Source organism: Bacillus sp. FJAT-29790, assembly GCF_019039215.1.
In the GTDB taxonomy this organism is placed as follows: domain Bacteria; phylum Bacillota; class Bacilli; order Bacillales; family Cytobacillaceae; genus Cytobacillus.
The window spans coordinates 212,397-235,395 of the sequence record NZ_JAHNZZ010000003.1 but is presented as its reverse complement, the minus strand read 5'-3'; the positions used below and the strand labels follow the sequence as shown (position 1 = coordinate 235,395).

24 protein-coding genes and 2 riboswitches are annotated in these 22,999 nt (G+C 39.2%); of the genes, 20 read left to right on the top strand and 4 right to left on the bottom strand.

Features of this window, described 5'->3' with window-relative positions; translation table 11 throughout:
- Positions 1–5 precede the first annotated feature (5 nt).
- The 14 genes from BGM26_RS17870 (at position 6) to BGM26_RS17805 (ending at position 13,677) form a co-directional block, all read left to right on the top strand.
- Positions 6–323, top strand: a complete 318-nt coding sequence (locus BGM26_RS17870; protein WP_367949357.1) for a thioredoxin family protein — start codon at positions 6–8, stop codon at positions 321–323.
- 351 nt (positions 324–674) lie between these two features.
- Positions 675–896 carry a hypothetical protein gene (locus tag BGM26_RS17865; RefSeq protein ID WP_217041634.1) on the top strand — a complete coding sequence of 74 codons (222 nt, stop codon included), beginning with the start codon at positions 675–677 and terminating at the stop codon, positions 894–896.
- Between the two features lie 141 nt (positions 897–1,037).
- A riboswitch (SAM riboswitch) is annotated at positions 1,038–1,138 on the top strand.
- Between the two features lie 181 nt (positions 1,139–1,319).
- Positions 1,320–2,636 (top strand): O-acetylhomoserine aminocarboxypropyltransferase/cysteine synthase family protein, encoded by a 1,317-nt coding sequence (locus BGM26_RS17860; protein WP_217041633.1) that lies wholly within the window; start codon positions 1,320–1,322, stop codon positions 2,634–2,636.
- A gap of 258 nt (positions 2,637–2,894) precedes the next feature.
- Positions 2,895–3,001: riboswitch (SAM riboswitch) on the top strand.
- A gap of 155 nt (positions 3,002–3,156) precedes the next feature.
- The gene (locus BGM26_RS17855; protein ID WP_217041632.1) at positions 3,157–4,185 is read left to right on the top strand and encodes a methionine ABC transporter ATP-binding protein; all 1,029 of its coding nucleotides are present in this window, start codon (positions 3,157–3,159) and stop codon (positions 4,183–4,185) included.
- On the top strand, positions 4,178–4,843 hold the full coding sequence (locus BGM26_RS17850) for a methionine ABC transporter permease (protein WP_217041631.1): 666 nt from the start codon (positions 4,178–4,180) through the stop codon (positions 4,841–4,843). The genes BGM26_RS17855 and BGM26_RS17850 overlap by 8 nt, the downstream gene beginning before the upstream one ends.
- 17 nt (positions 4,844–4,860) lie before the next feature.
- Positions 4,861–5,694, top strand: a complete 834-nt coding sequence (locus BGM26_RS17845) for a MetQ/NlpA family ABC transporter substrate-binding protein (RefSeq protein ID WP_217041630.1) — start codon at positions 4,861–4,863, stop codon at positions 5,692–5,694.
- Between the two features lie 217 nt (positions 5,695–5,911).
- A complete protein-coding gene (locus BGM26_RS17840; protein ID WP_217041805.1) occupies positions 5,912–6,124 on the top strand; it encodes a YuzK family famiily protein in 213 nt (70 codons plus the stop codon).
- 370 nt (positions 6,125–6,494) lie between these two features.
- Positions 6,495–7,280: a Fe-S cluster assembly ATPase SufC gene (gene sufC, locus BGM26_RS17835; protein WP_217041629.1), complete on the top strand. Its 786-nt coding sequence runs from the start codon at positions 6,495–6,497 to the stop codon at positions 7,278–7,280.
- 17 nt (positions 7,281–7,297) lie between these two features.
- Positions 7,298–8,608, top strand: coding sequence for a Fe-S cluster assembly protein SufD (gene sufD, locus BGM26_RS17830; protein ID WP_217041627.1), 1,311 nt, complete (start codon positions 7,298–7,300; stop codon positions 8,606–8,608).
- Complete coding sequence (locus tag BGM26_RS17825) at positions 8,608–9,837, top strand: cysteine desulfurase (protein WP_217041626.1); 1,230 nt, start codon at positions 8,608–8,610, stop codon at positions 9,835–9,837. The genes sufD and BGM26_RS17825 overlap by 1 nt, the downstream gene beginning before the upstream one ends.
- Positions 9,827–10,270 carry a Fe-S cluster assembly sulfur transfer protein SufU gene (sufU, locus tag BGM26_RS17820; RefSeq protein ID WP_217041624.1) on the top strand — a complete coding sequence of 148 codons (444 nt, stop codon included), beginning with the start codon at positions 9,827–9,829 and terminating at the stop codon, positions 10,268–10,270. The genes BGM26_RS17825 and sufU overlap by 11 nt, the downstream gene beginning before the upstream one ends.
- 99 nt (positions 10,271–10,369) lie before the next feature.
- Positions 10,370–11,767 carry a Fe-S cluster assembly protein SufB gene (gene sufB, locus BGM26_RS17815; RefSeq protein ID WP_217041622.1) on the top strand — a complete coding sequence of 466 codons (1,398 nt, stop codon included), beginning with the start codon at positions 10,370–10,372 and terminating at the stop codon, positions 11,765–11,767.
- Between the two features lie 140 nt (positions 11,768–11,907).
- Positions 11,908–12,210 (top strand): YunC family protein, encoded by a 303-nt coding sequence (locus BGM26_RS17810; RefSeq protein ID WP_217041619.1) that lies wholly within the window; start codon positions 11,908–11,910, stop codon positions 12,208–12,210.
- A gap of 381 nt (positions 12,211–12,591) precedes the next feature.
- Entirely contained in the window at positions 12,592–13,677 is a 1,086-nt protein-coding gene (locus tag BGM26_RS17805) for an HD-GYP domain-containing protein (RefSeq protein WP_217041617.1), read from the top strand.
- A gap of 221 nt (positions 13,678–13,898) precedes the next feature.
- On the opposite strand, the gene BGM26_RS17800 is transcribed toward BGM26_RS17805, so the two are convergent.
- The gene (locus tag BGM26_RS17800; protein WP_483297823.1) at positions 13,899–14,855 is read right to left on the bottom strand and encodes a M23 family metallopeptidase; all 957 of its coding nucleotides are present in this window, start codon (positions 14,853–14,855) and stop codon (positions 13,899–13,901) included.
- Between the two features lie 392 nt (positions 14,856–15,247).
- Here BGM26_RS17800 and lipA point away from each other — a divergent pair, with 392 nt between their 5' ends.
- Positions 15,248–16,165 carry a lipoyl synthase gene (lipA, locus tag BGM26_RS17795; RefSeq protein WP_217041615.1) on the top strand — a complete coding sequence of 306 codons (918 nt, stop codon included), beginning with the start codon at positions 15,248–15,250 and terminating at the stop codon, positions 16,163–16,165.
- A gap of 45 nt (positions 16,166–16,210) precedes the next feature.
- On the opposite strand, the gene BGM26_RS17790 is transcribed toward lipA, so the two are convergent.
- Positions 16,211–16,846: a YhcN/YlaJ family sporulation lipoprotein gene (locus BGM26_RS17790; protein WP_217041797.1), complete on the bottom strand. Its 636-nt coding sequence runs from the start codon at positions 16,844–16,846 to the stop codon at positions 16,211–16,213.
- A 451-nt stretch (positions 16,847–17,297) separates the two neighbouring features.
- On the opposite strand from BGM26_RS17790, the gene BGM26_RS17785 reads away from it, so the two are divergent.
- Positions 17,298–17,573 (top strand): YutD family protein, encoded by a 276-nt coding sequence (locus BGM26_RS17785; RefSeq protein WP_217041796.1) that lies wholly within the window; start codon positions 17,298–17,300, stop codon positions 17,571–17,573.
- Positions 17,574–17,837: 264 nt separating this feature from the next.
- On the opposite strand, the gene BGM26_RS17780 is transcribed toward BGM26_RS17785, so the two are convergent.
- Together BGM26_RS17780 and BGM26_RS17775 are read right to left on the bottom strand one after the other, a co-directional pair.
- Positions 17,838–18,122 carry a cytosolic protein gene (locus BGM26_RS17780; protein ID WP_217041611.1) on the bottom strand — a complete coding sequence of 95 codons (285 nt, stop codon included), beginning with the start codon at positions 18,120–18,122 and terminating at the stop codon, positions 17,838–17,840.
- A gap of 121 nt (positions 18,123–18,243) precedes the next feature.
- Positions 18,244–18,510 (bottom strand): DUF3055 domain-containing protein, encoded by a 267-nt coding sequence (locus BGM26_RS17775; protein WP_217041609.1) that lies wholly within the window; start codon positions 18,508–18,510, stop codon positions 18,244–18,246.
- A gap of 252 nt (positions 18,511–18,762) precedes the next feature.
- On the opposite strand from BGM26_RS17775, the gene BGM26_RS17770 reads away from it, so the two are divergent.
- The 4 genes from BGM26_RS17770 (at position 18,763) to BGM26_RS17755 (ending at position 22,536) form a co-directional block, all read left to right on the top strand.
- Positions 18,763–20,067, top strand: a complete 1,305-nt coding sequence (locus BGM26_RS17770) for an EAL domain-containing protein (RefSeq protein ID WP_217041607.1) — start codon at positions 18,763–18,765, stop codon at positions 20,065–20,067.
- 132 nt (positions 20,068–20,199) lie between these two features.
- Entirely contained in the window at positions 20,200–20,637 is a 438-nt protein-coding gene (hepT, locus tag BGM26_RS17765; RefSeq protein ID WP_217041605.1) for a type VII toxin-antitoxin system HepT family RNase toxin, read from the top strand.
- Between the two features lie 247 nt (positions 20,638–20,884).
- Positions 20,885–21,511, top strand: a complete 627-nt coding sequence (locus BGM26_RS17760; protein WP_217041602.1) for a helix-turn-helix transcriptional regulator — start codon at positions 20,885–20,887, stop codon at positions 21,509–21,511.
- Positions 21,512–21,768: 257 nt separating this feature from the next.
- On the top strand, positions 21,769–22,536 hold the full coding sequence (locus tag BGM26_RS17755; RefSeq protein WP_217041599.1) for a TIGR01457 family HAD-type hydrolase: 768 nt from the start codon (positions 21,769–21,771) through the stop codon (positions 22,534–22,536).
- The last annotated feature ends 463 nt before the right edge of the window (positions 22,537–22,999 follow it).

Genomic DNA, 22,999 nt, shown 5'->3' with positions numbered 1-22,999 from the left:
ATGAATTGTTGCAGGAATGGTCACGGGAAGAGATTGATAATACTTTAAAAGAGAATAAGTCGGGCTTGCTTTATTTATATACTCCATTATGCGGAACATGTCAGATGGCGGGAAAAATGCTTGATGTAACAGCGGAACTTCTCCCGAATCTAGCGATAGGGAAGGTTGATCTGAACTTTATGCCAAAAATTGCAGAAAATTGGGGAGTTGAAAGTGTTCCCTGTCTTCTGATAATTAAAAAGGGTAGGCTTGAAGAGAAAATATATGCATTTCACTCAGTTCCATATTTGTTAGATAAGATACAAGAAACAGTATTATCTTAAGATGCCAGGTGGTAAGCACCTGGCATCTTTTACTTCGACATATTTCTCGGGAAATATAAAGACAATGACGAAATTGATCGAGATAATTGTTTGTTTTCTGCGGAATTGCTTATTTTGTCGAACAAATGCAGAAGGACTGTCATTTGATTTTGCGAAATATAAATGAGTGGATATAAATTAATTATCATATAGGGAACGTCTGATTAGAGGATCATTATTTTCGAGGTGAGGGTGATAGAAAAACTAGCTGCTGCATTTATTGAGGAAGTAAAGTCCAGAGGGCATATAACTCAGCTATTTAGGGATTCTTCAATATCATTGTGTATTAAGTCGAATAACGAAGAGACCCATTTGAATTTTCAAAAGGGGGATATTTCTATCATTAATGGTGCTCAATTTAATGACTTTGATGCTGTAATATCCGGATCTAAAGCGGTTATTCAATCCCTTTTTACGGGAAAAAGGAAATTAAGAGACGCGGTTAAGGATGAGGAAATTATAATTGTTTCAACATTTCGAAAGACCCTCCTCTTGGAATCCCTGTTTCTTCTTTCAAAGCCGCATGATCAGTGAAAGTTCCATCAGTATGGGATTACTGCCCGTTAATCAGATAAAATTAAAAATTATTTAATCAGAAAGTTCAAAAATAATCTTGACCTTTCAATCCAGCGTATGGTAGTATCATTTTAATTACTCGAGTAAAAAAATTGAATATTCTTATCAAGAGAGGTGGAGGGACTGGCCCTATGAAACCCGGCAACCGGTAATTTACGCGGTGCTAAATCCAGCAGAGTATTTGCTCTGGAAGATAAGAAGAGATGATCAACCCTCTTCTTGTGAAGAGGGTTTTTTCAGCTCTTCTAATTTAAGTGGAGTTTAAAAAGTGGAGTACTAGAACATGAAAATGTTCACTCCTTTGTAGCCGTTTCATCAAATATTAAAGATGACCGTATCTGCAGGCCCAATTATTGCACATTAAAAAAGGAGAGATGGAAAATGACTGAAAAACAAAAAAACTATCGATTTGAAACACTAAGTGTCCATGGAGGATTACAGCCGGACCCTGTTACAGGTGCTAGAGCTGTACCAATCTATCAAAATAATGCGTACCAATTTAAAAACACGGAGCATGCGGCAAATCTTTTTGGCTTAAAGGAAACAGGCTATATTTATAGCCGAATTCATAATCCAACAGTGACGGTATTTGAAGAAAGAATTGCTCTCTTGGAGGGCGGTGTTGGTGCCTTAGCACTTGCCAGCGGCCAGTCTGCGATCACATTGGCTATTCTGAATCTTGCTCAGGCCGGAGATGAAATTGTTGCAGCTTCCAATTTATATGGCGGTACCTATAATCTATTTGCTGTAACTCTTCCGAAATACGGAATTAAGGTTCATCTTGTAGACCCTGAAAATCCAGAAAACTTCCGAGAAGCGATTACAGAGAAAACGAAAGCTGTTTTTGCTGAAACAATCGGAAATCCAAGCTTAAAGGTATTGGATATTGAAAAGGTTGCGGAAATTGCCCACGAGAATGGGATTCCTCTAATCGTTGACAACACATTCGCTTCCCCATATCTCTGCAGACCAATTGAGCATGGAGCGGATATTGTGATCCACTCTGCGACGAAATGGCTTTTAGGAAATGGAACGACAATGGGCGGAGTAATCGTCGATGGAGGAAAATTCGATTGGAATTCTCCAAAATTCCCAGGTTTCACTGAGCCAGATCCAAGCTATCATAATCTAGTATACAGCGAGGCCCTTGGACCGATTGCTTATATCATTAAAGCACGTGTTCAGCTCCTCAGAGATTTAGGTCCTGCATTAAGCGCACAAAGTGCCTTCCAATTTACACTTGGACTAGAAACTCTTCATGTGAGAATGAAAGAGCATGTGGCAAATACAAAGACAATTGTCGAATATTTAGAAGCACATCCTGCTATTAATTGGGTTCTTTACCCAGGTAATGAGAAACATCCTGATAAAGCATTGGCTGATAAGTATTTGCCAAAAGGCGCAGGTTCTGTCGTTGTATTTGGAATTGCGGGCGGCAGAGAAGCGGGTGCCAAGTTAATTAATAGCCTTGAGCTTTGGGCTCACGTTGCAAATGTAGGCGATGCAAAAAGTTTAATTATCCATCCTGCTAGCACAACGCATCAGCAATTAGATGCAGAGGGATTAAAGTCTGCAGGCGTACCGGAGGATTTGATCCGTATCTCAGTAGGGATCGAAAATGCCGAAGACCTTATCGCCGACTTAGAACAGGCGATCGAGGCTGCCACAGGAATATCATCTTTAACAGCTAAAGCTTAATAGAGGGAACTGGAGACCCCACATGCGGTAACGCCGAGGAGGCTCCAGTCCCTCCCCGCGGAAAGCAAGTGCCCGCAGCGGAAATTAACGGGGCTAAAATCAACAATATATGCGAAAAGCGCCTTAATTAAAAACCAATTGTTAAATGGAAATTTCAAAATATTGTCGTTGACACTCTCTTTATATCCATGATACGATATCAATCGTAATTATAACTGCTTATTAAATGTAAAGTGTTAATTGAATATAGATGTTACGCTCTTATTAAGAGAGGTGGAGGGAAGTGCCCGATGAAACCCGGCAACCGTCATGAAAATGAAATGGTGCCAATTCACACAAAGCAGAATTGCTTTGGAAGATGAGAGAAAGGACTATAAATTAGTATGCCTTTCTGCTCATGTCAGAAGGGCATATTCTTTTATCCGTAAATAAGTGAATGCAAAAAAGCTATAAGAGCAGTTATTACGATAGAGGTTCGTAAAAAAGTGAATAATAGGATATAAAGAGGGTGAAATAGACATTGATCACAATCAAAAATGTACAAAAGATTTATCCATCGAAACAAGGTCAAGAAGTAAGAGCAGTAGATGACGTTAATCTGGAGATTAATGAAGGAGAAATCTTTGGTGTCATTGGATATAGCGGTGCAGGTAAAAGTACTTTAATCCGGATGTTAAACGGACTTGAAATACCAACTGAAGGAACAGTAGTCGTCGCAAATAATGAAGTATCAAAAATAAAAGGTAGCCAGTTAAGAAAAGCTCGGCAAGAAATCAGTATGATTTTCCAACACTTCAATTTACTTTGGTCTAGGACGGTCAGGCAGAATATCGCATTTCCGCTTGAAATTGCTGGTGTGTCAAAAGATGAGCGAACAAAACGTGTCAATGAATTAATTAAACTTGTAGGCCTTGACGGTCGAGAAGACGCCTATCCGTCACAGCTAAGCGGTGGTCAAAAACAACGGGTCGGTATTGCAAGGGCACTAGCTAACAATCCGAAAGTATTGTTATGTGATGAAGCAACCTCAGCACTGGATCCGCAAACGACCGATTCCATTCTCGACCTTTTAGTAGATATTAATGAACGATTAGGTTTAACGATTGTACTGATTACACATGAAATGCATGTTATCCGGAAGATTTGTCACCGGGTTGCTGTAATGGAAGGCGGAAAAGTAGTCGAAATGGGCTCGGTTTTAGAAGTATTTAAAAACCCGCAGGAGCCTATTACAAAGCGTTTTGTGCAGCAAGTTACCGAACCAGAGGAAACGAAAGAAACGATTGAACATCTCCTAGAAACATTTCCTAAAGGTCAAGTAGTTCAGCTTACTTTTATAGGAGATTCAACAGGACAGCCTTTAATCACCGAACTAATTCGAAAGTATGATATAACAGTGAATATTTTGCAGGGGAAAATTTCACATACACAAAATGGTTCATATGGCACCCTTTTTATTCATTTGGAAGGTGCCGAATCAGAAGTTGCAGAAGCGATAAAGTTTATTAGCTCGCAGCAGGTGGGTGTGGAGGTGATCGCAAATGGCTGATTTCATTGAGATGATTAAATGGGAAAAATTAATCATTGCTACGCAAGAAACCATCTATATGACAACGATTTCGGTTCTTGCGACTTTTATTTTAGGATTAACACTTGGTTTGCTCTTGTTTTTGACAGATAAAGGGAATATGTGGGAAAATGCATTTTTCAATTCGATTATTGCAGTCATAGTGAATGTTTTTAGATCTATTCCATTTATAATCTTAATCTTGTTATTAATTCCTTTTACGAAATTATTGCTTGGAACGATACTTGGTGCAAATGCAGCTTTACCTGCTCTTATTATTGGAGCTGCTCCTTTTTACGCAAGGATGGTAGAAATTGCCCTAAGAGAGATTGATAAAGGCGTTATTGAAGCATCGCAATCGATGGGTGCCAGCCACAGTCAAATTATTTTTAAATTATTAATCCCAGAATCACTGCCAGCATTAATATCAGGTATCACAGTTACCGCCATCTCATTGGTAAGTTTTACGGCAATGGCAGGGGTCATTGGTGCTGGAGGTCTGGGTCATTTCGCCTATCTTGAAGGCTTTCAGCGCAATAATCCAGTTGTTACATTTGCTGCAACGATAGCAATCATAATTATAGTATTTATCATCCAATTAATTGGAGATTATTTTACAAACAAAACAGACAAACGATGACAGAGGGGGAGAAAAAAATGAAAAAAGTTCTTGGTTTTTTAATTGTAGCTTTACTTTCTTTATCATTAGTTGCATGCGGTGGCAGTAAGAAAGAAGAGGCCGCAGATGAAGGTGGAAATAAAAAATTAGTTGTTGGAGCATCAGCGGTGCCTCATGCAGAAATTCTTGAGGAAGCAAAACCTCTATTAGCAGAAAAGGGCATTGACTTAGAGATTCAAGTATTTACTGACTACATTTTGCCAAATGTTACATTAAGAGATAAAGACCTTGATGCGAATTACTTCCAAACACCTGGGTATCTTGAGCTTCAAATGAAGGAAAACAAGGATTATGACTTTGTTAGCGTTGGCGGAATTCATCAAGAACCGATTGGGGTTTATTCAAAGAAATATAAAAGCCTTAAGGACCTTCCAGATGGAGCCAAAATTATTATGAGTGATTCTTTTAGTGACCATGGCCGTATTTTGCCTATTTTTGAAAGAGAAGGTGTCATTAAACTTAAAGAGGGCGTTGGCGCTTCAGCAAGGGTTGAAGATATTATTGAAAATCCAAAGAACCTTGACTTCTCTAAATTAATTGAAGCCAAACTATTAGCTACATCTTTTGAAAGTGGAGAAGGTGATGCAGTAGTAATCAACACAAATTACGCGCTTGAAGGTGGAGTTAACATCAAAGATGAAGGCATTGCATTCGAGGGTGCAGATGTTGTTCCAGCTAACTTAATTGTTGTTCGTTCAGAGGACAAAGACCGAGAAGAAATTAAAACATTAGTAGAAGTTCTTAGATCAAAGGAAATCCAAGACTTTATTAAAGAAAAATACCAAGGTGCCGTAATTTCGGTAACTGAATAAAACTTTGGAAAAAGCAGGCACGCAATTAGCCTGCTTTTTTTATGCAATTCCGTTTGTTCTGTTATTGTCAAAAGAATATTATTAATATTTTAAGTATGACAAATATGTAAGCGCTTTAATGGCGGTATTTGAATTCTCTCCAAAAATAATCGGGATTTTTCGACTTTGTGTTTGAAAAATAGGAGATGGTAAAATTCCTATATGAAATAAATTCGCATTGTCGAAAGGATTGGTTTGTATCAACCGGTTACAGCTGAATTATACGAGTGAGATGGAGAAAGCGATGCAAGGAGCTCATGGTGTCAGCTATGCAGTGTATAGCATGAAGCATGATGTAAGAATGCAGGTTGAAAAAAAGCGCCAAGAAGAATATCTTAAAAGCCAGCAGGTACTAGCCAATTTAGAAAGAAGAAGAATACACTCTTATTAATAAGGAAGGAAAAGGGAAACTGTTAGTTTCCCTTTTTTGTGCCCGCAGAGATCGTGGTCAAATATAATTTATTTGCGAAAAACCCCATATATTTGCAAAGCGGTATTTGTGTACATGAATTAAGTAACTGCGGTAAAAAATAGGACATGTCTAAATTTAGTATATGGAATTATATGAGTGAAATTGAAATACAGGAAAGGGGCCCTTTCTACCTTTTTATATATTTTTGTATGAAAAGTTTGATAATGGACTGAAAGAGTTGCTAACAATTTTCATTTGTTATAAGATTGTAATGAGAATAAAATGAGAATAGAGGGTTCCGGCAATTGCCGAAGGATAAAAATCTTCTTTTATTGATGGAGGTATTATAATGGCAGGATCTAAATTAACAATTAATGATCTTCATGTTGCAATTGAAGGCAAAGAAATATTAAAAGGTGTAAACCTTGAAATTAAAGGCGGAGAAATCCATGCAATCATGGGGCCAAATGGAACAGGTAAGTCTACATTATCATCTGCGATCATGGGCCATCCGAAATATGAAGTAACACAAGGAAGTGTTTCTTTAGATGGAGACGATGTTCTAGAAATGGAAGTTGACGAACGTGCTCGTGCTGGGCTGTTTCTAGCTATGCAATATCCAAGTGAAATTAGCGGCGTGACAAATGCAGACTTTTTACGTTCTGCAATCAATAGCCGTCTAGAAGAAGGAAATGAAATTTCTTTAATGAAATTCATCCGCAAAATGGACAACAAAATGGAATACCTTGAAATGGACCAAGATATGGCTCAGCGTTATTTGAATGAAGGATTTTCAGGCGGAGAGAAAAAACGTAACGAAATTCTTCAGCTGATGATGATTGAACCGAAGATTGCGATTTTGGATGAAATCGACTCAGGTCTTGATATTGATGCTTTGAAAGTCGTTTCAAAAGGGATTAATGAAATGCGCGGCGAAGATTTCGGCTGCTTAATCATTACTCACTACCAACGTCTTCTAAACTATATTAAACCTGACTTTGTACATGTCATGATGCAAGGACGCATTGTGAAATCAGGCGGTCCTGAGCTTGCACAACGTTTAGAGGCAGAAGGATATGACTGGATTAAACAAGAGCTTGGTATCGAAGACGAAACAGTTGGTCAAGAAGCGTAATTGTTAGGAGGATCATTATGTCGACAGAAATAAAATTACCATTTGATAAGGAATACGTAAGCTCCTTTTCAAAAGATATGGGCGAGCCGGCATGGCTGACAGAGGTTCGCTTAAATGCGCTTGCAAATGCGGATAACCTCCCAATGCCTAAGCCTGATAAAACTAGAATTGATAAATGGAACTTTACACAATTTGATAAGCATATCGTAGGCAGCGAGGATTTTTCATCATTAGCTGAGCTTCCCGAAGAAGTGAAAACGCTGATTGACCTAGAAGCTGCTGAACAGAATTTATATATCCAGCGCAATAACCGACCAACCTATATATCTGTAACGAAAGAGCTTCAGGAAAAAGGTGTTATTTTTACAGACATCTTTACAGCAGCAAGGGAACACGGCGACTTACTTCAAAAGTATTTCATGAAAGAAGGAGTACAAGCTGATGAGCATCGCTTAACAGCTTTACATGCTGCATTATTAAATGGTGGAGCCTTCTTATATGTTCCGAAAAATACAGAGATTTCAGAGCCAATTCAGGCTATTTATATCCACGATGATGAAGAGACTACTCTTTTCAACCATGTGATTGTTGTTGCTGAAGATAATAGCTCTGTCACATACGTGGAAAACTATGTTTCAACAATGGAATCTGCAAACGGTGTATTCAATATTGTGACAGAAGTATTCGCAAAAGCGAATGCAAAAGTACAATACGGAGCAGTTGATACACTAGCCAAAGGAATTACGGCATATGTGAATCGCCGCGGTGTTGCAGACAGAGATGCCCGAATTGAATGGGCACTTGGATTAATGAATGATGGCAACACTGTTTATGAAAATGTCACAAATTTAGTTGGTGACGGCTCGTTCGGAGATACAAAAACAGTTGTCGTTGGTCGCGGAGATCAAACGCAAAACTTTACAACAAGTGTTGTCCATTTTGGTAAGAATACAGAAGGATACATCCTTAAGCATGGGGTAATGAAAGACTCTGCAACTTCCATCTTTAATGGGATTGGAAAAATTATGCATGGCGCTTCGAAGTCAAATGCAGTGCAGGAATCTCGCGTTCTAATGCTGAACGAAAAAGCGCGTGGGGATGCGAATCCAATTTTGCTTATTGATGAAGATGATGTAACAGCAGGGCATGCTGCATCTGTTGGGCGCGTAGATCCGCTTCAGCTTTATTACTTGATGAGCCGCGGTATTCCGAAGGCGGAAGCGGAAAGACTTGTTATCCATGGCTTCCTTGCGCCTGTTGTAAATGCACTTCCAATCGAAGGGGTTAAAAAGCAGCTTGTTGCAGTGATTGAAAGGAAAGTAAGATAATGAATGTCCAAGATATTCGTCAACTGTTTCCGATCTTAAATCAAGAAGTCAACGGAAAACCGCTTGTATACTTGGATAGTGCTGCAACCTCCCAAAAGCCCATTCAAGTAATTGAAGCGATCGATAAATACTATCGCGAATACAACTCGAATGTGCATAGAGGTGTGCATACACTTGGCACAAGGGCAACGGACGGGTATGAAGGTGCGAGAGAAAAGGTTCGTAAATTTATTAACGCGAAATCGACAGAAGAAATTATCTTTACAAGAGGTACGACAACTGCAATTAACACGGTTGCTGCGAGCTATGGCCGGGCAAATCTTCAGGAAGGCGATGAGATTGTGATTTCCTATATGGAACATCACAGTAACATCATTCCGTGGCAACAGGTGGCGAAGCAAACTGGCGCAACACTGAAATATTTGCCGCTTCAAGAGGATGGATCGATTTCTCTTGATGACGTGAAAGAAACGATCACAAGCAATACGAAGATTGTTTCGGTCATGCATGTTTCGAATGTGCTTGGTGTCATGAATCCAGTGAAAGAGATTGCGAAAATTGCCCATGAAAACGGTGCAGTAATGATGGTAGATGGCGCTCAAAGTGCTCCCCACCTAAAAATCGATGTTCAAGACCTTGATTGCGATTTCTTCGCCTTTTCCGGACATAAGATGTGCGGACCGACCGGAATTGGCGTGCTTTATGGCAAGAAGAAGCATCTTGAAAGCATGGACCCGGTTGAATTTGGCGGAGAAATGATTGACTTTGTTGGCTTGTATGAATCTACCTGGAAAGAGCTCCCTTGGAAATTTGAAGGTGGAACGCCAATTATCGCCGGTGCCATTGGACTCGGGGCTGCAATTGATTTTCTAGAAGAAATAGGCCTAGACAATATCGAAGCTCATGAACATAGACTCGCTGCCTATGCGATGGAAAGAATGTCTACGATTGAAGGAATGACGATCTACGGTCCGAAAGACGCATCAAAGCGGGCTGGACTTGTCACCTTTAATCTGGATGATGTCCATCCTCATGATGTGGCTACAGTATTGGATGCAGAAGGAATTGCCGTTCGTGCGGGTCACCATTGTGCCCAGCCGCTAATGAAATGGCTCAAAGCCTCAGCAACAGCAAGGGCAAGCTTCTATCTCTACAATACTGAGGAAGATATTGATAAGCTGGCCGCCGGACTTGTAAAAACAAAGGAGTATTTCAGCGATGTCTTCTAATAATTTAGATACGCTTTACCGGCAAGTAATTATGGATCACTATAAAAACCCCCGTAATAAAGGGGTGCTTGGGGAAGATAGCTTAACGATTAATATGAATAATCCTACTTGTGGGGATCGGATTCAATTGACGCTAAAGCTTGAAGACGGCATAGTCGTTGATGCAAAATTTGATGGCGAAGGATGTTCTATTTCATTATCTTCTGCCTCGATGATGACTCAAGCAATAAAAGGGAAGAATATTGAGGATGCTTTGAAGCTTTCAAAAATTTTCTCTGACATTATGCAAGGAAAAGAATATGAAGATGATATCGATCTTGGAGATATTGAAGCCCTTCAAGGAGTGGCGAAATTTCCGGCACGAATTAAGTGTGCGACATTAGCATGGAAGGCGATGGAGAAGGGTCTGAAGGTAGAGGAACAGGACAATTAATCAACGTTTGATTAATACTTCCAACCATCTGCAAACCTGTGCCAAAATATGAACAGACGATTGGGGAAGCCCTTTCGATATGAATGGAGGAATACGACGATGGCAAAAAAGATGCCTGAGATCGGCGATTATAAATATGGCTTTGCCGATAAAGACGTTTCCATTTTCCGATCAAAACGCGGTTTGACGAAAGAAATTGTTGAAGAGATTTCAAAATTGAAAGATGAGCCTCAATGGATGCTCGACTTCCGTTTAAAATCTTTGGAGCATTTCTACAATATGCCAATGCCGCAGTGGGGCGGAGATTTAGCGTCATTAAACTTTGATGAAATTACGTATTATGTTAAACCTTCTGAAAAAACAGAGCGTTCATGGGATGAAGTACCTGAGGAAATTAAACAAACATTTGATAAACTCGGGATTCCAGAAGCTGAGCAAAAGTATTTAGCAGGGGTTTCTGCTCAATACGAATCAGAGGTTGTTTATCACAATATGCAGGAAGATCTTGTCGCACAAGGGATCGTTTTTAAAGATACAGATTCCGCTTTACGTGAAAATGAAGACATTTTCCGTGAGCATTGGGCGAAGGTTATTCCTCCAACCGATAATAAATTTGCAGCATTAAACTCAGCAGTTTGGTCTGGTGGATCATTCATTTATGTTCCAAAAGGAATCAAAGTGGAGACACCTTTACAGGCATATTTCCGCATCAACTCAGAGAACATGGGTCAATTCGAGCGTACATTGATCATTGTTGACGAAGGTGCACATGTTCATTATGTAGAGGGCTGTACAGCTCCAGTTTATACAACGAACTCATTGCATAGTGCTGTTGTTGAGATCATCATTAAGAAAGATGCTTACTGCCGCTATACAACGATCCAGAACTGGGCAAACAACGTTTATAACCTTGTGACAAAACGTGCCGTTTGTGAAGCGAATGCTACAATGGAATGGATTGACGGTAACATCGGTTCGAAATTAACGATGAAATATCCAGCAGTTATTTTAAAAGGAGAAGGCGCACGCGGGATGACTCTTTCTATTGCATTAGCAGGAAAAGGGCAGCACCAAGATGCGGGAGCGAAAATGATTCACCTTGCTCCAAACACTTCTTCGACAATCGTTTCGAAATCGATCTCTAAACAGGGCGGGAAAGTAACATACCGTGGAATCGTTCAATTCGGACGCAAAGCAGATGGCGCCCGTGCAAATATCGAATGTGATACGTTAATTATGGATAACCAATCGACTTCAGATACAATTCCATACAACGAAATCATGAACGACAACATCTCCTTAGAGCACGAAGCGAAAGTTTCGAAGGTTTCTGAAGAACAATTATTCTATCTAATGAGCCGCGGAATTTCTGAGGAAGAAGCAACTGAAATGATCGTTATGGGCTTTATCGAGCCATTTACGAAAGAACTTCCAATGGAATACGCAGTAGAAATGAACCGTCTGATCAAGTTCGAGATGGAAGGCAGTATCGGATAATGATTGTTGAAAAAATCCGCTTACCTTTATAGGTGAGCGGATTTTTTAAGTGAAAATTTAGCAAGCAATGGTTAAAAATACACGCTTTTCCTCATTTCTACATACTGTGTAGTGGAGAATGGAAGGAGTGTGTTTGAAAATTGATTGATTTGAAACCGATTGACATCCAAAACCATACATTTCTGTGCGTATCAGTACAATTGCCGAAAACGAATTTGCTCGTTGTCACTAATGATAAAGGTTATATCATGTGCGGTGCATTGGATGTCGCATTGCTAAACGAAAAGCTAAAGGATCGAAAAGTTATTGCAGGAAGGGCAGTAGGTGTCAAGACAATTGAGCAACTACTTGAAGCTCCCCTCGAATCAGTCACCTATGAAGCGGAAGCAATTGGGATTCATAAAGGAATGATTGGAAGAGAAGCACTTCTAAAGATGATATAAAGGGATGTTGTTGGGAATTTATCGCAGATTAACGGGCAGTAAAGCCCCCACTGATGGAAGTTTCACATTAAACAGAGCCACTCTATAGATAATGGAAAGGTATGCCTCGACGGCTGCCTTTTTCGTTTTTTAAAGGAATCGTAGGATCTAAAGTTTACAAGGGAATCCCAAATGGATAGGCAGTCCGTTATTTCAATCCTCCATAAAGTATCCACAAAACTAGGTCTATAGCGGGTTGAAATACATAAGTGAAAAAGGTTAATGTAGAAACAATAGGGAAAATGTCGTAAAATGAAGAAAGTTATTTTTAAATGAAATCTTCTTTAATATAGTAAGTTATAATGCAAGCAGCAAAGAAAAAACAAGAAATAGGAGTTACTCATGAGATTAGTGACGACCACATCGGTAGAAGCCGGTACGATTCTTGCTAAAGCCATTTATAATGAAACAGGGCAAATATTACTTAATGAAGGTATCGAGCTAAAGGAAGGAATGATCCAGCGGCTTCAAACTTTAGGGGTAAGCTATATTTATATTAAAGATAGCCAAACTGACGATATCGAATATATCGGAACACTAACAGATTCTCTTCGCAGAGAAGCGATTCAGACGATTAATTCAACCTTCCAGCAACTCCAAAAGGATCCAAAGCTGACGAGTTCATTCGTAATCGAAAAAGCTTCAAGAAGATTTTCTGAATTAATCCGTAATCTTCTGGCAGAATTGAAAGAGAACAAAGAATTATTAAACCTGCTTTCAGATGCGTATACATATGATCATTATATTTTTACCCATTCGTTAAATGTCACCCTATATTCTCTTGCGATTGGTATGGAGTTGAAACTTTCGCCGAAAGAGATTGAAATACTTGGGCTGGGTGCGATATTCCATGATGTGGGTAAATTGAATGTACCTTTAGAAGTTTTATTAAAGCCAGGAAGGTTAACAGAAGACGAATATTTAGCAATAAAAAAGCATGCTGAAGATGGCTTTCAAATTTTGAAAAAGGTGCAAACCATTCCGCTTTTAGTCGCTCATTGTGCATACCAGCACCATGAAAGGATGAATGGATCGGGTTATCCACGAGGAATAACTGACTGCGATATTCACAAGTTTGCCAAAATAATTGCTGTGGCAGATGTATTTGATGCGGTTACATCGAACCGTGTGTACCGAAAAGCAATGCTTCCGCATGAAGGGCTCGAGATTCTATATGCAGGGTCGGGCACATTATTTGAACAGAAAGTGGTTGAAGCTTTTCGGCTTGCCGTTGCTATTTATCCGGTTGGGATAACCGTTGAATTGAATGACGGCAGAAAAGGGATTGTTTCCGAACAAAATATAGGTCTCGGAGATCGGCCTATTATTAGAATACTCCAGCATAATGGGGAAAAGGTGGCTCCTTATAGTATAGATTTGAAAACAGAGCTAAGCATTACAATAACGGGCTGCGACACCGCTTTTTAAAGTGTCAGGCACCGCACGTGTGTTAAATAATAGGCTGTTTTCGTGAAATTTACAACCGTCAAGTGTTTTGTGTCCTAACCCTCCCCGAAAAGTTGAAAACGGTCATGAAAAAGGGTTATTTGTGCCCCGAACGCCTTTGAAAAGGGAAAAGCGGTCTTCGATAAAGAGCTTCCGATAAATCGGAAGCCCTTTACATTTTAAGAGAAAGCAATTATTTGGCTTTACTTTTTCCTTGCTTTCGCACGCTCCTGCCTTTCCCACAAACTTAAATGAGGATACGGATCATACGACCATTCTGTATACCCATTATCTTTGTAGAGGCCATAATGGAGGTGCGGAGGGAATTTACCGGAAGTACCGGGTGGGCCATAACCAGAGCTCCCTACTCCGCCAATGAGCATACCAGGTTCTACAATTTGCCCGAGCTTTACATCTTTAGCGAAGCCGCTCAAGTGTGCAAAATAATGATAGTTATTATTGATATCCCGTATCCCTATTCTCCATCCACCAAACCGATTCCAGCCCTTCATTTCGACAATTCCGTATGCGGTTGCCCGGACAGGAACACCATGACCAGCAAAAATATCGGTTCCTTCGTGCATTCTTCTGCCACCCCACCCACGGGCAGCCCCCCATGTGTTTTTATAACTGTAATTACTTCGTAAAGGAAGCGGGAAGGCATGATCATCTAAGTTCAGCCGTCCGAATTTTTTATAAATATTTGCATTCCCAATGATAATTCCAACTGTTTTATCACGCTTATAATAATCCCATAACCCGATTTTTAAATTATCGTGATCCGTTCCATAGGAAAGAAGAAATTGTGCAAAGGTATAAAGAACATCTTCATCACTTGAAAGGGTAGCTTTTCCATCTCCATCCCCATCGATTCCTAATCCACCAAAGAGTTGAATGGACATGGGATTGTCATCATTTGGATTGGGATTTAAGATGCCAGCCCATTCTTCTGGCTTAAAGTATATGCCTGTAATTCCTTCTGCTTTTGGAATATCTCTTCTCGCTTTCCTGACGTTCCGTTCATACTGATCAATCCCTGCAAGATAGTACCAGGGGATATTCGTCACTGTTTCAATTTTTTTATATAATTCCATTCTTAGTGTATAAGGATCAGGCGCCTGCGCATCTGCCTTCCATTGAAGTGGAAGCAAAAAAAGCAATGTGAAAAAGACAATGAAAAAGAGCCGCACAAAATTCCTCCCTTCCTAGTTGGTCTGCTTTTTTAGTTTGTGAAATTCCCACAAATTAATCTGTATCAATTATTGGTAATCCCAAATAAATTCGACTTGTCCTTGTTAATTCCTTATGATAAAGTGACAATAGGTGAAGATTTATCAATTCTCTTGTAAATGATTTCTTGACTTTTTCTGTGTGAATAATAAATTATCGGTCGACCTGTGCCATAACTAGCGCAGTGAAAGTTGGCTGAACTACATTTTTTTTCATACTGGGTTGGGAGCACAATTATGAGAGTTTTTTGATAAGAATATAGATTAATGTCTAGCTCCAGCGCCACAGGTGCTTGTGCTTTCTTAGAATGGAGTGGGGTACTATGAGCAAAAAAGAGGAATATTTACGAAAGCCGGAATGGCTAAAAATAAAATTAAACACGAATGAAAACTATAACGCTTTAAAGAAAATGATGAGGGAAAACAACCTTCATACAGTCTGTGAAGAAGCAAAATGTCCCAACATTCATGAATGCTGGGCGGAAAGAAGAACGGCAACTTTCATGATCCTTGGAGATACATGTACGAGAGCATGCCGTTTTTGTGCTGTAAAAACGGGATTGCCAAATGAGTTGGATCTGCAAGAGCCAGAAAGAGTGGCGGACTCAGTTACATTAATGAATTTAAAACATGTCGTTGTTACAGCAGTTGCACGGGATGACTTGAGAGATGGCGGTGCAGCTGTTTTTGCGGAAACTGTAAGGGCTATCAGAAGAAAGAACCCATTAACAGGCATCGAAGTATTACCATCAGATATGGGTGGGATTTCGGACAATCTCAAAATGCTTATGGATGCGCGTCCAGATATTTTGAATCATAATATCGAAACAGTAGAGCGCCTTACTCCAAGAGTAAGAGCACGTGCAAAATATCACCGTTCATTAGAATTCTTACGACGTGCGAAAGAAATGCAACCGGATATCCCAACAAAATCCAGCTTAATGATTGGCCTTGGTGAAACAAAAGAAGAAATCATCGCAACGATGGATGACTTAAGAGCCAATCATGTAGATATTATGACCATTGGCCAGTATTTGCAGCCTTCAAAGAGTCATTTAAAAGTAGTGAAATATTACAGTCCAGAGGAATTCCAAGAATTAAAAGAAATTGCATTAAGCAAAGGCTTCAGCCACTGCGAGGCAGGTCCTCTTGTACGTTCTTCTTACCATGCAGATGAACAAGTAAATGCTGCAACGAAGAGAAAACAACAGCTAGGCGAGCAGGAAGTAAAAGAAGCATAATTAAAAGGAAGAGTTCAGCGTCTGAAGCTGAACTCTTTTGTCATGTTATTTTCTATTTCCCGCGTTTTTGGTTTCCCAAGGCATTTCTCCATTTGCATTTTCGCCCTCGCCCATTTTATATCCTTGAGGGGACTTTTGCATATCTTTTATTAATTTATTGATGCCAAAATGAGCATTCCGGCTGTTCGAATCGAGCGTCGCATAGCTTTCGACATTTTTTCTTAAATTTGTGTTATCACTTACATAAACATGATACCATCGTGGAACAACAGACATCGCCATTCTCTTTACTTGGTCTGCCGTTCGATTGGAATTAGCTGTATCGGTATCATAAATGATTAATACCTCTTTGTCAGTCACAAGGGTAGAGACGTCGTGGACATTCGGAATTTCTGTACAATATTTTGAAATAATATCGGCAATCTGTTCGCGATCAATTGCCGCATAGTGATTATAGGCAACATTCTCACCTAAGATAGGACTTTTTTGATGACGTACATATCCAAAGTTCGCGTTTTTATTGTTAAGTCCCCTATCTTTATTATATATGTCAGCACGCTGGGTATTTACATTAATGGTATTGCCGCTTTTTTCATAAATGCCATCTCTTGCGATATTACTTTGGCAAGCTGTTAAAGCGGTGAGACCGCAAATCCCAATAATTATTAGTGATTTTTTTATTGAAAACACCTCCTCTTTTATAGAATGACCAGGTAAATATTTTTTTCTCTTAGTAATTGATGGAGAATCAGTTATAATTTAATTTAAGCTTTGCTTTTTTTCCAAATAGGTGTGTAGTTAGTTTCCGCTCAAGAATGCACGGTTTTTAGAGACAAATATTTCTAATAGGCTGTTTTCGCTATATTGTTGTTTTAGCATACAAAGTTTTCCCGTTGATTTCCGCTGCGGGCACTTGCTTTCCGCGGGGAGGGACGGGAGCCTCCTCGGCGTTAACTGCCTGTGGGGTCTCCCGCTTCCCTCTATTCCCGCAGGAGTCAAGTGCCCTCCGCTCCAATCAACTCAGATTATTAAATAAAAACCGCATAATAAAAGCGACAAACTTTACGAAAACAGCCTTCTAATAAATGATCCTAAGAGATACAAGATATTGTTTGAAGTCGAGGTGAAAGTTTTGATTTGTGTTAACAATGTATGCTATGAAATCATTGAAGAAAAACGAGACGGTTTTAATGAAGAGGCGTTCCGTGGCAGGTACAGCGATATTTTGACGCGATATGATTATATTGTTGGTGATTGGGGTTATGGGCAATTACGCTTGCGGGGATTTTTTGACGATCAAAACCAAAAAGCAACCTTCGATACGAAGATCAGTACATTAACGGAATATCTATATGAATTCTGTAATTTTGGCTGCGCCTATTTTGTGGTAAAAAAAGTGAATAATTGAGAATGACAAAAGAGTTTTAACTTTATTCAGCAGAAGTGTCCCACTTCTATAAGTAGCGAGATGAATGCAAAAAGGTATCCATTTAAGTGGGGTTTCAAACCGGACTGAATAAAGTTAAGCCTCCGGCGGATGCCTCAGATTTTTTAAAGGAATTTATCGAGCAAGCTCGATAAAAATCTGGGCGCAAATACGCCAAGGCGAATTTGATATGGAGAAAAAAGAAATCGGCCATTTCGCCGATTTCCTCCAAACTCACTTCAGACCTCATACATCTAAGTATGGAGGTTCTTTACTTTTGTCAGGGTCATCATGTGTAGGATGTGCCCCTTCCATTTGTCGTGGTAAATGTTGGTGTAAAGTTTTGTTTTCATAATTATAGGCACTGTATTGCCGCTGTCCTTCTTGCCAAGGAGTATTTTTATTTTCAACTGGCTCATCCTTTTTACGTGGAGAACCAAAAGGCCCCTCGGGTAATTCTTCAGCAGTTAGAAAATTCCTCTGTGTTTCGACGTTAGAGAAATCTGTGTAGCCTTGCTCTTTATCATCCAATGCGATCACCTCGTTGTCGTTATCCCGCATCTTTCAATTCCATCTGAATGGAAAAAGGAGAACCCCTATTTATGAAAGGTTCTCCTCTATTATTTGTGTTTATGCTAATAATAAACAAAAGCTAAATTAACTCGAATAAGAAGGAACGCAATTCTTCCGCGTCTGCCTCTGATAAATTAAACGCATATTCCAAATATCCCTCTTCATTTAAATCATCCGTGCCGATAATAGCAAAGCGGTTGCCTTGAATATCAAGTACGATCTGCTTCCCATAGTAACGGTCTGATTGGATGATCGCCAAGTCAAAACGCTGATTTTCTCCCATGAAGCTAACAAAGCGTGTCTTTGTTTCCACAATATCATCATATAAATAAAAACGCTCAGCCATTTATTCGTTCTCCTTTAACTTGTTTGATCTTTAAATGCAGATTAACGGTTGTGTAGTCCCATTGGCGGAATTATCCGACTTGTGATTCGTAATCTACTCTATCTTAACAGAATCAAGGACAAATCTCACTGATTTCGCCATTTGTTACATTATATTCTCATTATAAATCTTTCTAGTTAAGGAAAATATGCTCAATCTTTGTGATAAAATATAGATAGATAATGAACGCTGCACCTGAGAGGAATGAAACATATGATCCGTCGACACATACAGAAAATTACGCATTTCCTCAAATGGATGAAGATTCTCCTTCCATTAAAAAAAATACGCTTTTATCCACCTCAATTTATTGTTCGTGACCCAATCACAGATGGGGTGAAAAGGGTTTTTGATCAGGGCTTTGAAGTGGCAGTGGTTGTTTTTAACATTAAAAATTTACGTGAGCTGCTGGATGTATTAGGCCAGCAGGGGTATAACTATTTCATTGCTACTCTCAAGAAAACCTTCCGTTTGGTCATTGAGCAAGAGGTAGAAAATGAAGACATCATTGTACTCCATGATTATTCTAGTGACGGACTGACATTATTTATAAGAATGGATCATAATCGTCATTGCGTAACAGAACTCGACAAAAAGATGAAAAAAGTAGCGAGAGATTTAGAAAAAAGCCTTGCACTTAAAATACCATTGGCACAGCCCATTTTAGATACTGGTTATATGTTTATTGAAAAACAGCATTATTCCATTCAGGAAGCCGTACAAAGAGCCCATCAGCAAGCAATCGCAATGGCCGAAAAGCGTGTTCAGTCTGAATTTAATGAGATGCTATATTCAGTAAGCAAAGTTGTTGCCAAGAAAAATATCCGTCTTCTTGCGCAACCGATCATAAATGTTGCTACAGGGGAAGTAAGAGCTTGGGAGATGCTTACCCGAGGTCCAGAGGGCACGGTTTTGGAAAGCCCGCTGCAGCTCTTTTCGGTGGCTAGGCAAACAGGCCTGCTATACGATCTTGAGCTTATTGTATTTGAAAAAATACTGGAACAAATTCATGACACAGGATGCTCGCAAGAGATTTTTATTAACTTTACACCTATTTCATTAGGGAACGAACAATTTGTAAGGGATATCAAAAAAATGCTGGCTAAGCATAAAAATATCTCTCCCTATCAGATGATCCTAGAAATTACGGAAAGGGATTCCATTGAAGGCATGGAGAACTTTATATACAATATAAAGATATTAAGATCGTTAGGGTTTCGAGTGGCAATAGATGATACTGGTGCTGGCTATGCGAGTTTGCACTCAATTAGTGAAATAATGCCTGATATCATTAAGATTGATCGTTCGGTCATCCATGATATTGATAAGAATTTGGTTAAAGAATCGATGCTTAAAGGTTTGCTGTTAATCGCAAGGGCAGCTGGTTCATTAGTTGTTGCTGAAGGAATTGAGAGTAAGGAAGAGGCATCCGTTCTAACTAGAAATAAAGTTGATTTAGCCCAAGGATATTATTACGCACGCCCTGATACTCTTAAAAAGGGTTTAAAATCATCTTAAATCTAGCCTTTATACATAATTTTATTATTAATCAATAGCCCAATAATTTGCTTCGAGACGATGCAAACAGATACAATTGCGAATCGAATCTTTGCAAAAACAACCTAGAATTTTTTGAAAAGGATGAGAGATATGTATTTCATTGATAGGGAAAAAATCGAAGAAATTCTTGTGTTTCTTGAGCAGCAAATCGCTCTTTTTGAGGAATTGAAAGATGTTATGTCGTCGATAGAAAAGGCAGCCCTAGAGCGGACAACCCATACTATGATTGAGGCAATTCTCGATGTCGGCAATGCGATGATAGACGGGTTTATTATGCGTGATCCCGGAAGTTATGAAGATATCGTCGACATTCTTGACGATGAAAAAGTCATTGATGATGAACTAAGCAAGAGCTGCAAACAAATCATTCAATACCGTAAAATGTTAGTTCAAACGTATACGGAAATAAACCATGCGGAAATAAAGGCAGTATTTAGCGACCATTTACCGGTCATCAAGCAGTTTCCAGCGAAAGTAAGAGAATACTTACTGAACGAACTTGGACCTGTAACGGCATTTCGAAATTAGACAGGGGTTTAACTTTATTCAGCAGTCTTCCACTTCTATAAGTGGTGAATGAATTAGATAGGAATCCAATTTAGTGGGGGTTCAACCCCCGGATGAATAAAGTTAAGCCACAGATTTTTTAATGGAACTTACCTAGCAAGCTAAGGTGAAAATCTGGGCGCAAGTACGCCAAGGCGAATTTGATTTCAAAGATCGGAATGAATTCCGATCTTTTTTTAAAAGAAATAATCAGAGAGCGGTGAAATTCATGCTTATGCATCCAAAATCCACAAAGGATCAAATATTAGGATTCTTCAAGAAATCCGGACGCCTCTCTATTACAGATATTGCAAACGAATTGCAGATAACAGATATGGCTGTGAGGAGGCATATTCATTCACTTGAGCTAGAGGGTCTTGTCGAATCGATTACTCAAAAACAAACGAAGGGCCGTCCCTCAAAGGTATATCAGCTTTCTCCAAAAGGAGAGGAGTTATTTCCGAAAAGATATAAGCAATTAAGCATTGAACTATTAAAAGAGCTGAAGGAAATAGGGCAGGAATCGGTAATAACAAATATATTCACAAGAAAAAAGAATGGTCTTGTAGAACAGTATAAGACAGAAACATTAGGAAAATCCATTATGGAAAAACTAGAAGCCTTGAAAGAAATCCAGGCTTCAGAAGGTTTTATGCCCGAAATATCCGTCAAAAACGGCGTGATTCACTTTAAAGAATTTAATTGTCCCTATGTAGAAGCGGCTAAGGAATTTCGGCAAATTTGTGCTTCAGAAAAAGTGCTAATAAAAGAACTCCTCGAAACGGACGCAGTTAAGGTAGAATCCTGCATGGCTGCAGGAGACCACTGTTGTCATTATGTTATTGACCAAAAGTAATAAAATTTTTGGTCAATTGGAAAAATTTCCTGAAACGATATATCTGTCATATCGGTGATGAGACCACTCCCCTCCGTTTAAGTTTCATCCGTAAAAAGGCTCATAAAAGGAAAAAGCATTACCTTTTTGTTTTCATCTTTATGCCGCCTAAGGAATTTTTAGTACGTGAATAATTACACAATTTAAATACTTGTATATAATAAATATGAGGAATGCGCCCCTATAATATAAGCAATGAATACTCGGGAGTGATACAGATGAAAAAATATAAAGGATATTTAATTGATTTGGATGGAACGATGTATCGGGGGACAGAGCAGATCCATGAAGCAGCTGATTTTGTAAAAAAACTCCGTGATCTTGATTTGCCATACCTTTTTGTCACAAATAACTCTTCAAGAACACCGGCCCATGTAGCGGCAAAGCTTCGTGGATTTAGCATACATGCAGAAGAGTCTCAAGTTTTTACATCAAGCCAAGCAACCGCCAATTATATCGCTGAACAAAAAAAGGATGCTTCCGCTTATGTGATCGGTGAGGAAGGCCTCAGAACCGCTCTATCAGAAAAAGGACTAACGTTCGCTGAAGAGCATACAGACTATGTTGTCACAGGCATTGACCGTTCAATCAGTTATGAGAAGCTTTCTATTGCCTGTCTGGCAGTTCGAAATGGAGCAGTCTTTATTTCAACAAACGGGGATATTGCCATTCCAACCGAAAGAGGACTCGTTCCGGGGAATGGTTCATTAACATCGGTTATTACCGTATCAACGCAAACAAAGCCAATATTTATCGGGAAACCGGAATCGATCATAATGGAACAAGCTTTGCAGGTGCTGGGAACGAAAAAGGAAGAAACACTCATGGTCGGTGATAACTATGATACCGATATATTAGCTGGTATGAATGCTGGGCTTGATACTTTACTTGTTCATACAGGTGTAACGACAAAGGAACTACTTGCCAAATACGAGAAGAAGCCGACATATGTTGTTGAGACGCTTGATCAGTGGGAGTTTTTGTAGAAGGATAAGTAACGTTGTTTCCGGAAATCTTAATTCGACGCAAAAAAAGGATGGGGGAAATTCTCCATCCTTTTCCCTTTTTTTGTATTTATTTTTCCCCCTCACTAATTCAAATGAACGATTCGATTAGGATACTTTTGTAAATTATGTTAAAACGAAAAAACTGTTCTTAAATAAGAAATAAAACCATATTCTAATTTAGGTAACAATTCCTAGCTATTATCCGATTGATTCCACATATTGCTCAAGCATATGAAGTTATCCCTATTCAAATGCAGTAAAACTATTTTTTTATTCATTTTGTTCTTTATTAAGAACCTGTTTGTTTTATCGTTGGTGATGCCTCCTTACCTTTATCAATGGAGGCACTCGGTCATGCTGTGGGTTGGAAGACCTTAGATGCTAGTCGTCGGTAGTGTGGTGTGAGGATGGGTTAGATGCCCAATTTTGAAAGTTTTCATGA

Bases quoted from the DNA above. Each gene is read 5' to 3' on its own strand.
- BGM26_RS17805 (WP_217041617.1), top strand. From the start codon at position 12,592: ATGAGATTAGTGACGACCACATCGGTAGAAGCCGGTACGATTCTTGCT.
- sufC (WP_217041629.1), top strand. From the start codon at position 6,495: ATGGCAGGATCTAAATTAACAATTAATGATCTTCATGTTGCAATTGAA.
- BGM26_RS17760 (WP_217041602.1), top strand. From the start codon at position 20,885: ATGCTTATGCATCCAAAATCCACAAAGGATCAAATATTAGGATTCTTC.
- sufD (WP_217041627.1), top strand. From the start codon at position 7,298: ATGTCGACAGAAATAAAATTACCATTTGATAAGGAATACGTAAGCTCC.
- BGM26_RS17845 (WP_217041630.1), top strand. From the start codon at position 4,861: ATGAAAAAAGTTCTTGGTTTTTTAATTGTAGCTTTACTTTCTTTATCA.
- sufB (WP_217041622.1), top strand. From the start codon at position 10,370: ATGGCAAAAAAGATGCCTGAGATCGGCGATTATAAATATGGCTTTGCC.
- BGM26_RS17825 (WP_217041626.1), top strand. From the start codon at position 8,608: ATGAATGTCCAAGATATTCGTCAACTGTTTCCGATCTTAAATCAAGAA.
- BGM26_RS17850 (WP_217041631.1), top strand. From the start codon at position 4,178: ATGGCTGATTTCATTGAGATGATTAAATGGGAAAAATTAATCATTGCT.
- BGM26_RS17860 (WP_217041633.1), top strand. From the start codon at position 1,320: ATGACTGAAAAACAAAAAAACTATCGATTTGAAACACTAAGTGTCCAT.
- BGM26_RS17755 (WP_217041599.1), top strand. From the start codon at position 21,769: ATGAAAAAATATAAAGGATATTTAATTGATTTGGATGGAACGATGTAT.
- hepT (WP_217041605.1), top strand. From the start codon at position 20,200: ATGTATTTCATTGATAGGGAAAAAATCGAAGAAATTCTTGTGTTTCTT.
- lipA (WP_217041615.1), top strand. From the start codon at position 15,248: ATGAGCAAAAAAGAGGAATATTTACGAAAGCCGGAATGGCTAAAAATA.
- sufU (WP_217041624.1), top strand. From the start codon at position 9,827: ATGTCTTCTAATAATTTAGATACGCTTTACCGGCAAGTAATTATGGAT.
- BGM26_RS17775 (WP_217041609.1), bottom strand. From the start codon at position 18,510: ATGGCTGAGCGTTTTTATTTATATGATGATATTGTGGAAACAAAGACA.
- BGM26_RS17770 (WP_217041607.1), top strand. From the start codon at position 18,763: ATGATCCGTCGACACATACAGAAAATTACGCATTTCCTCAAATGGATG.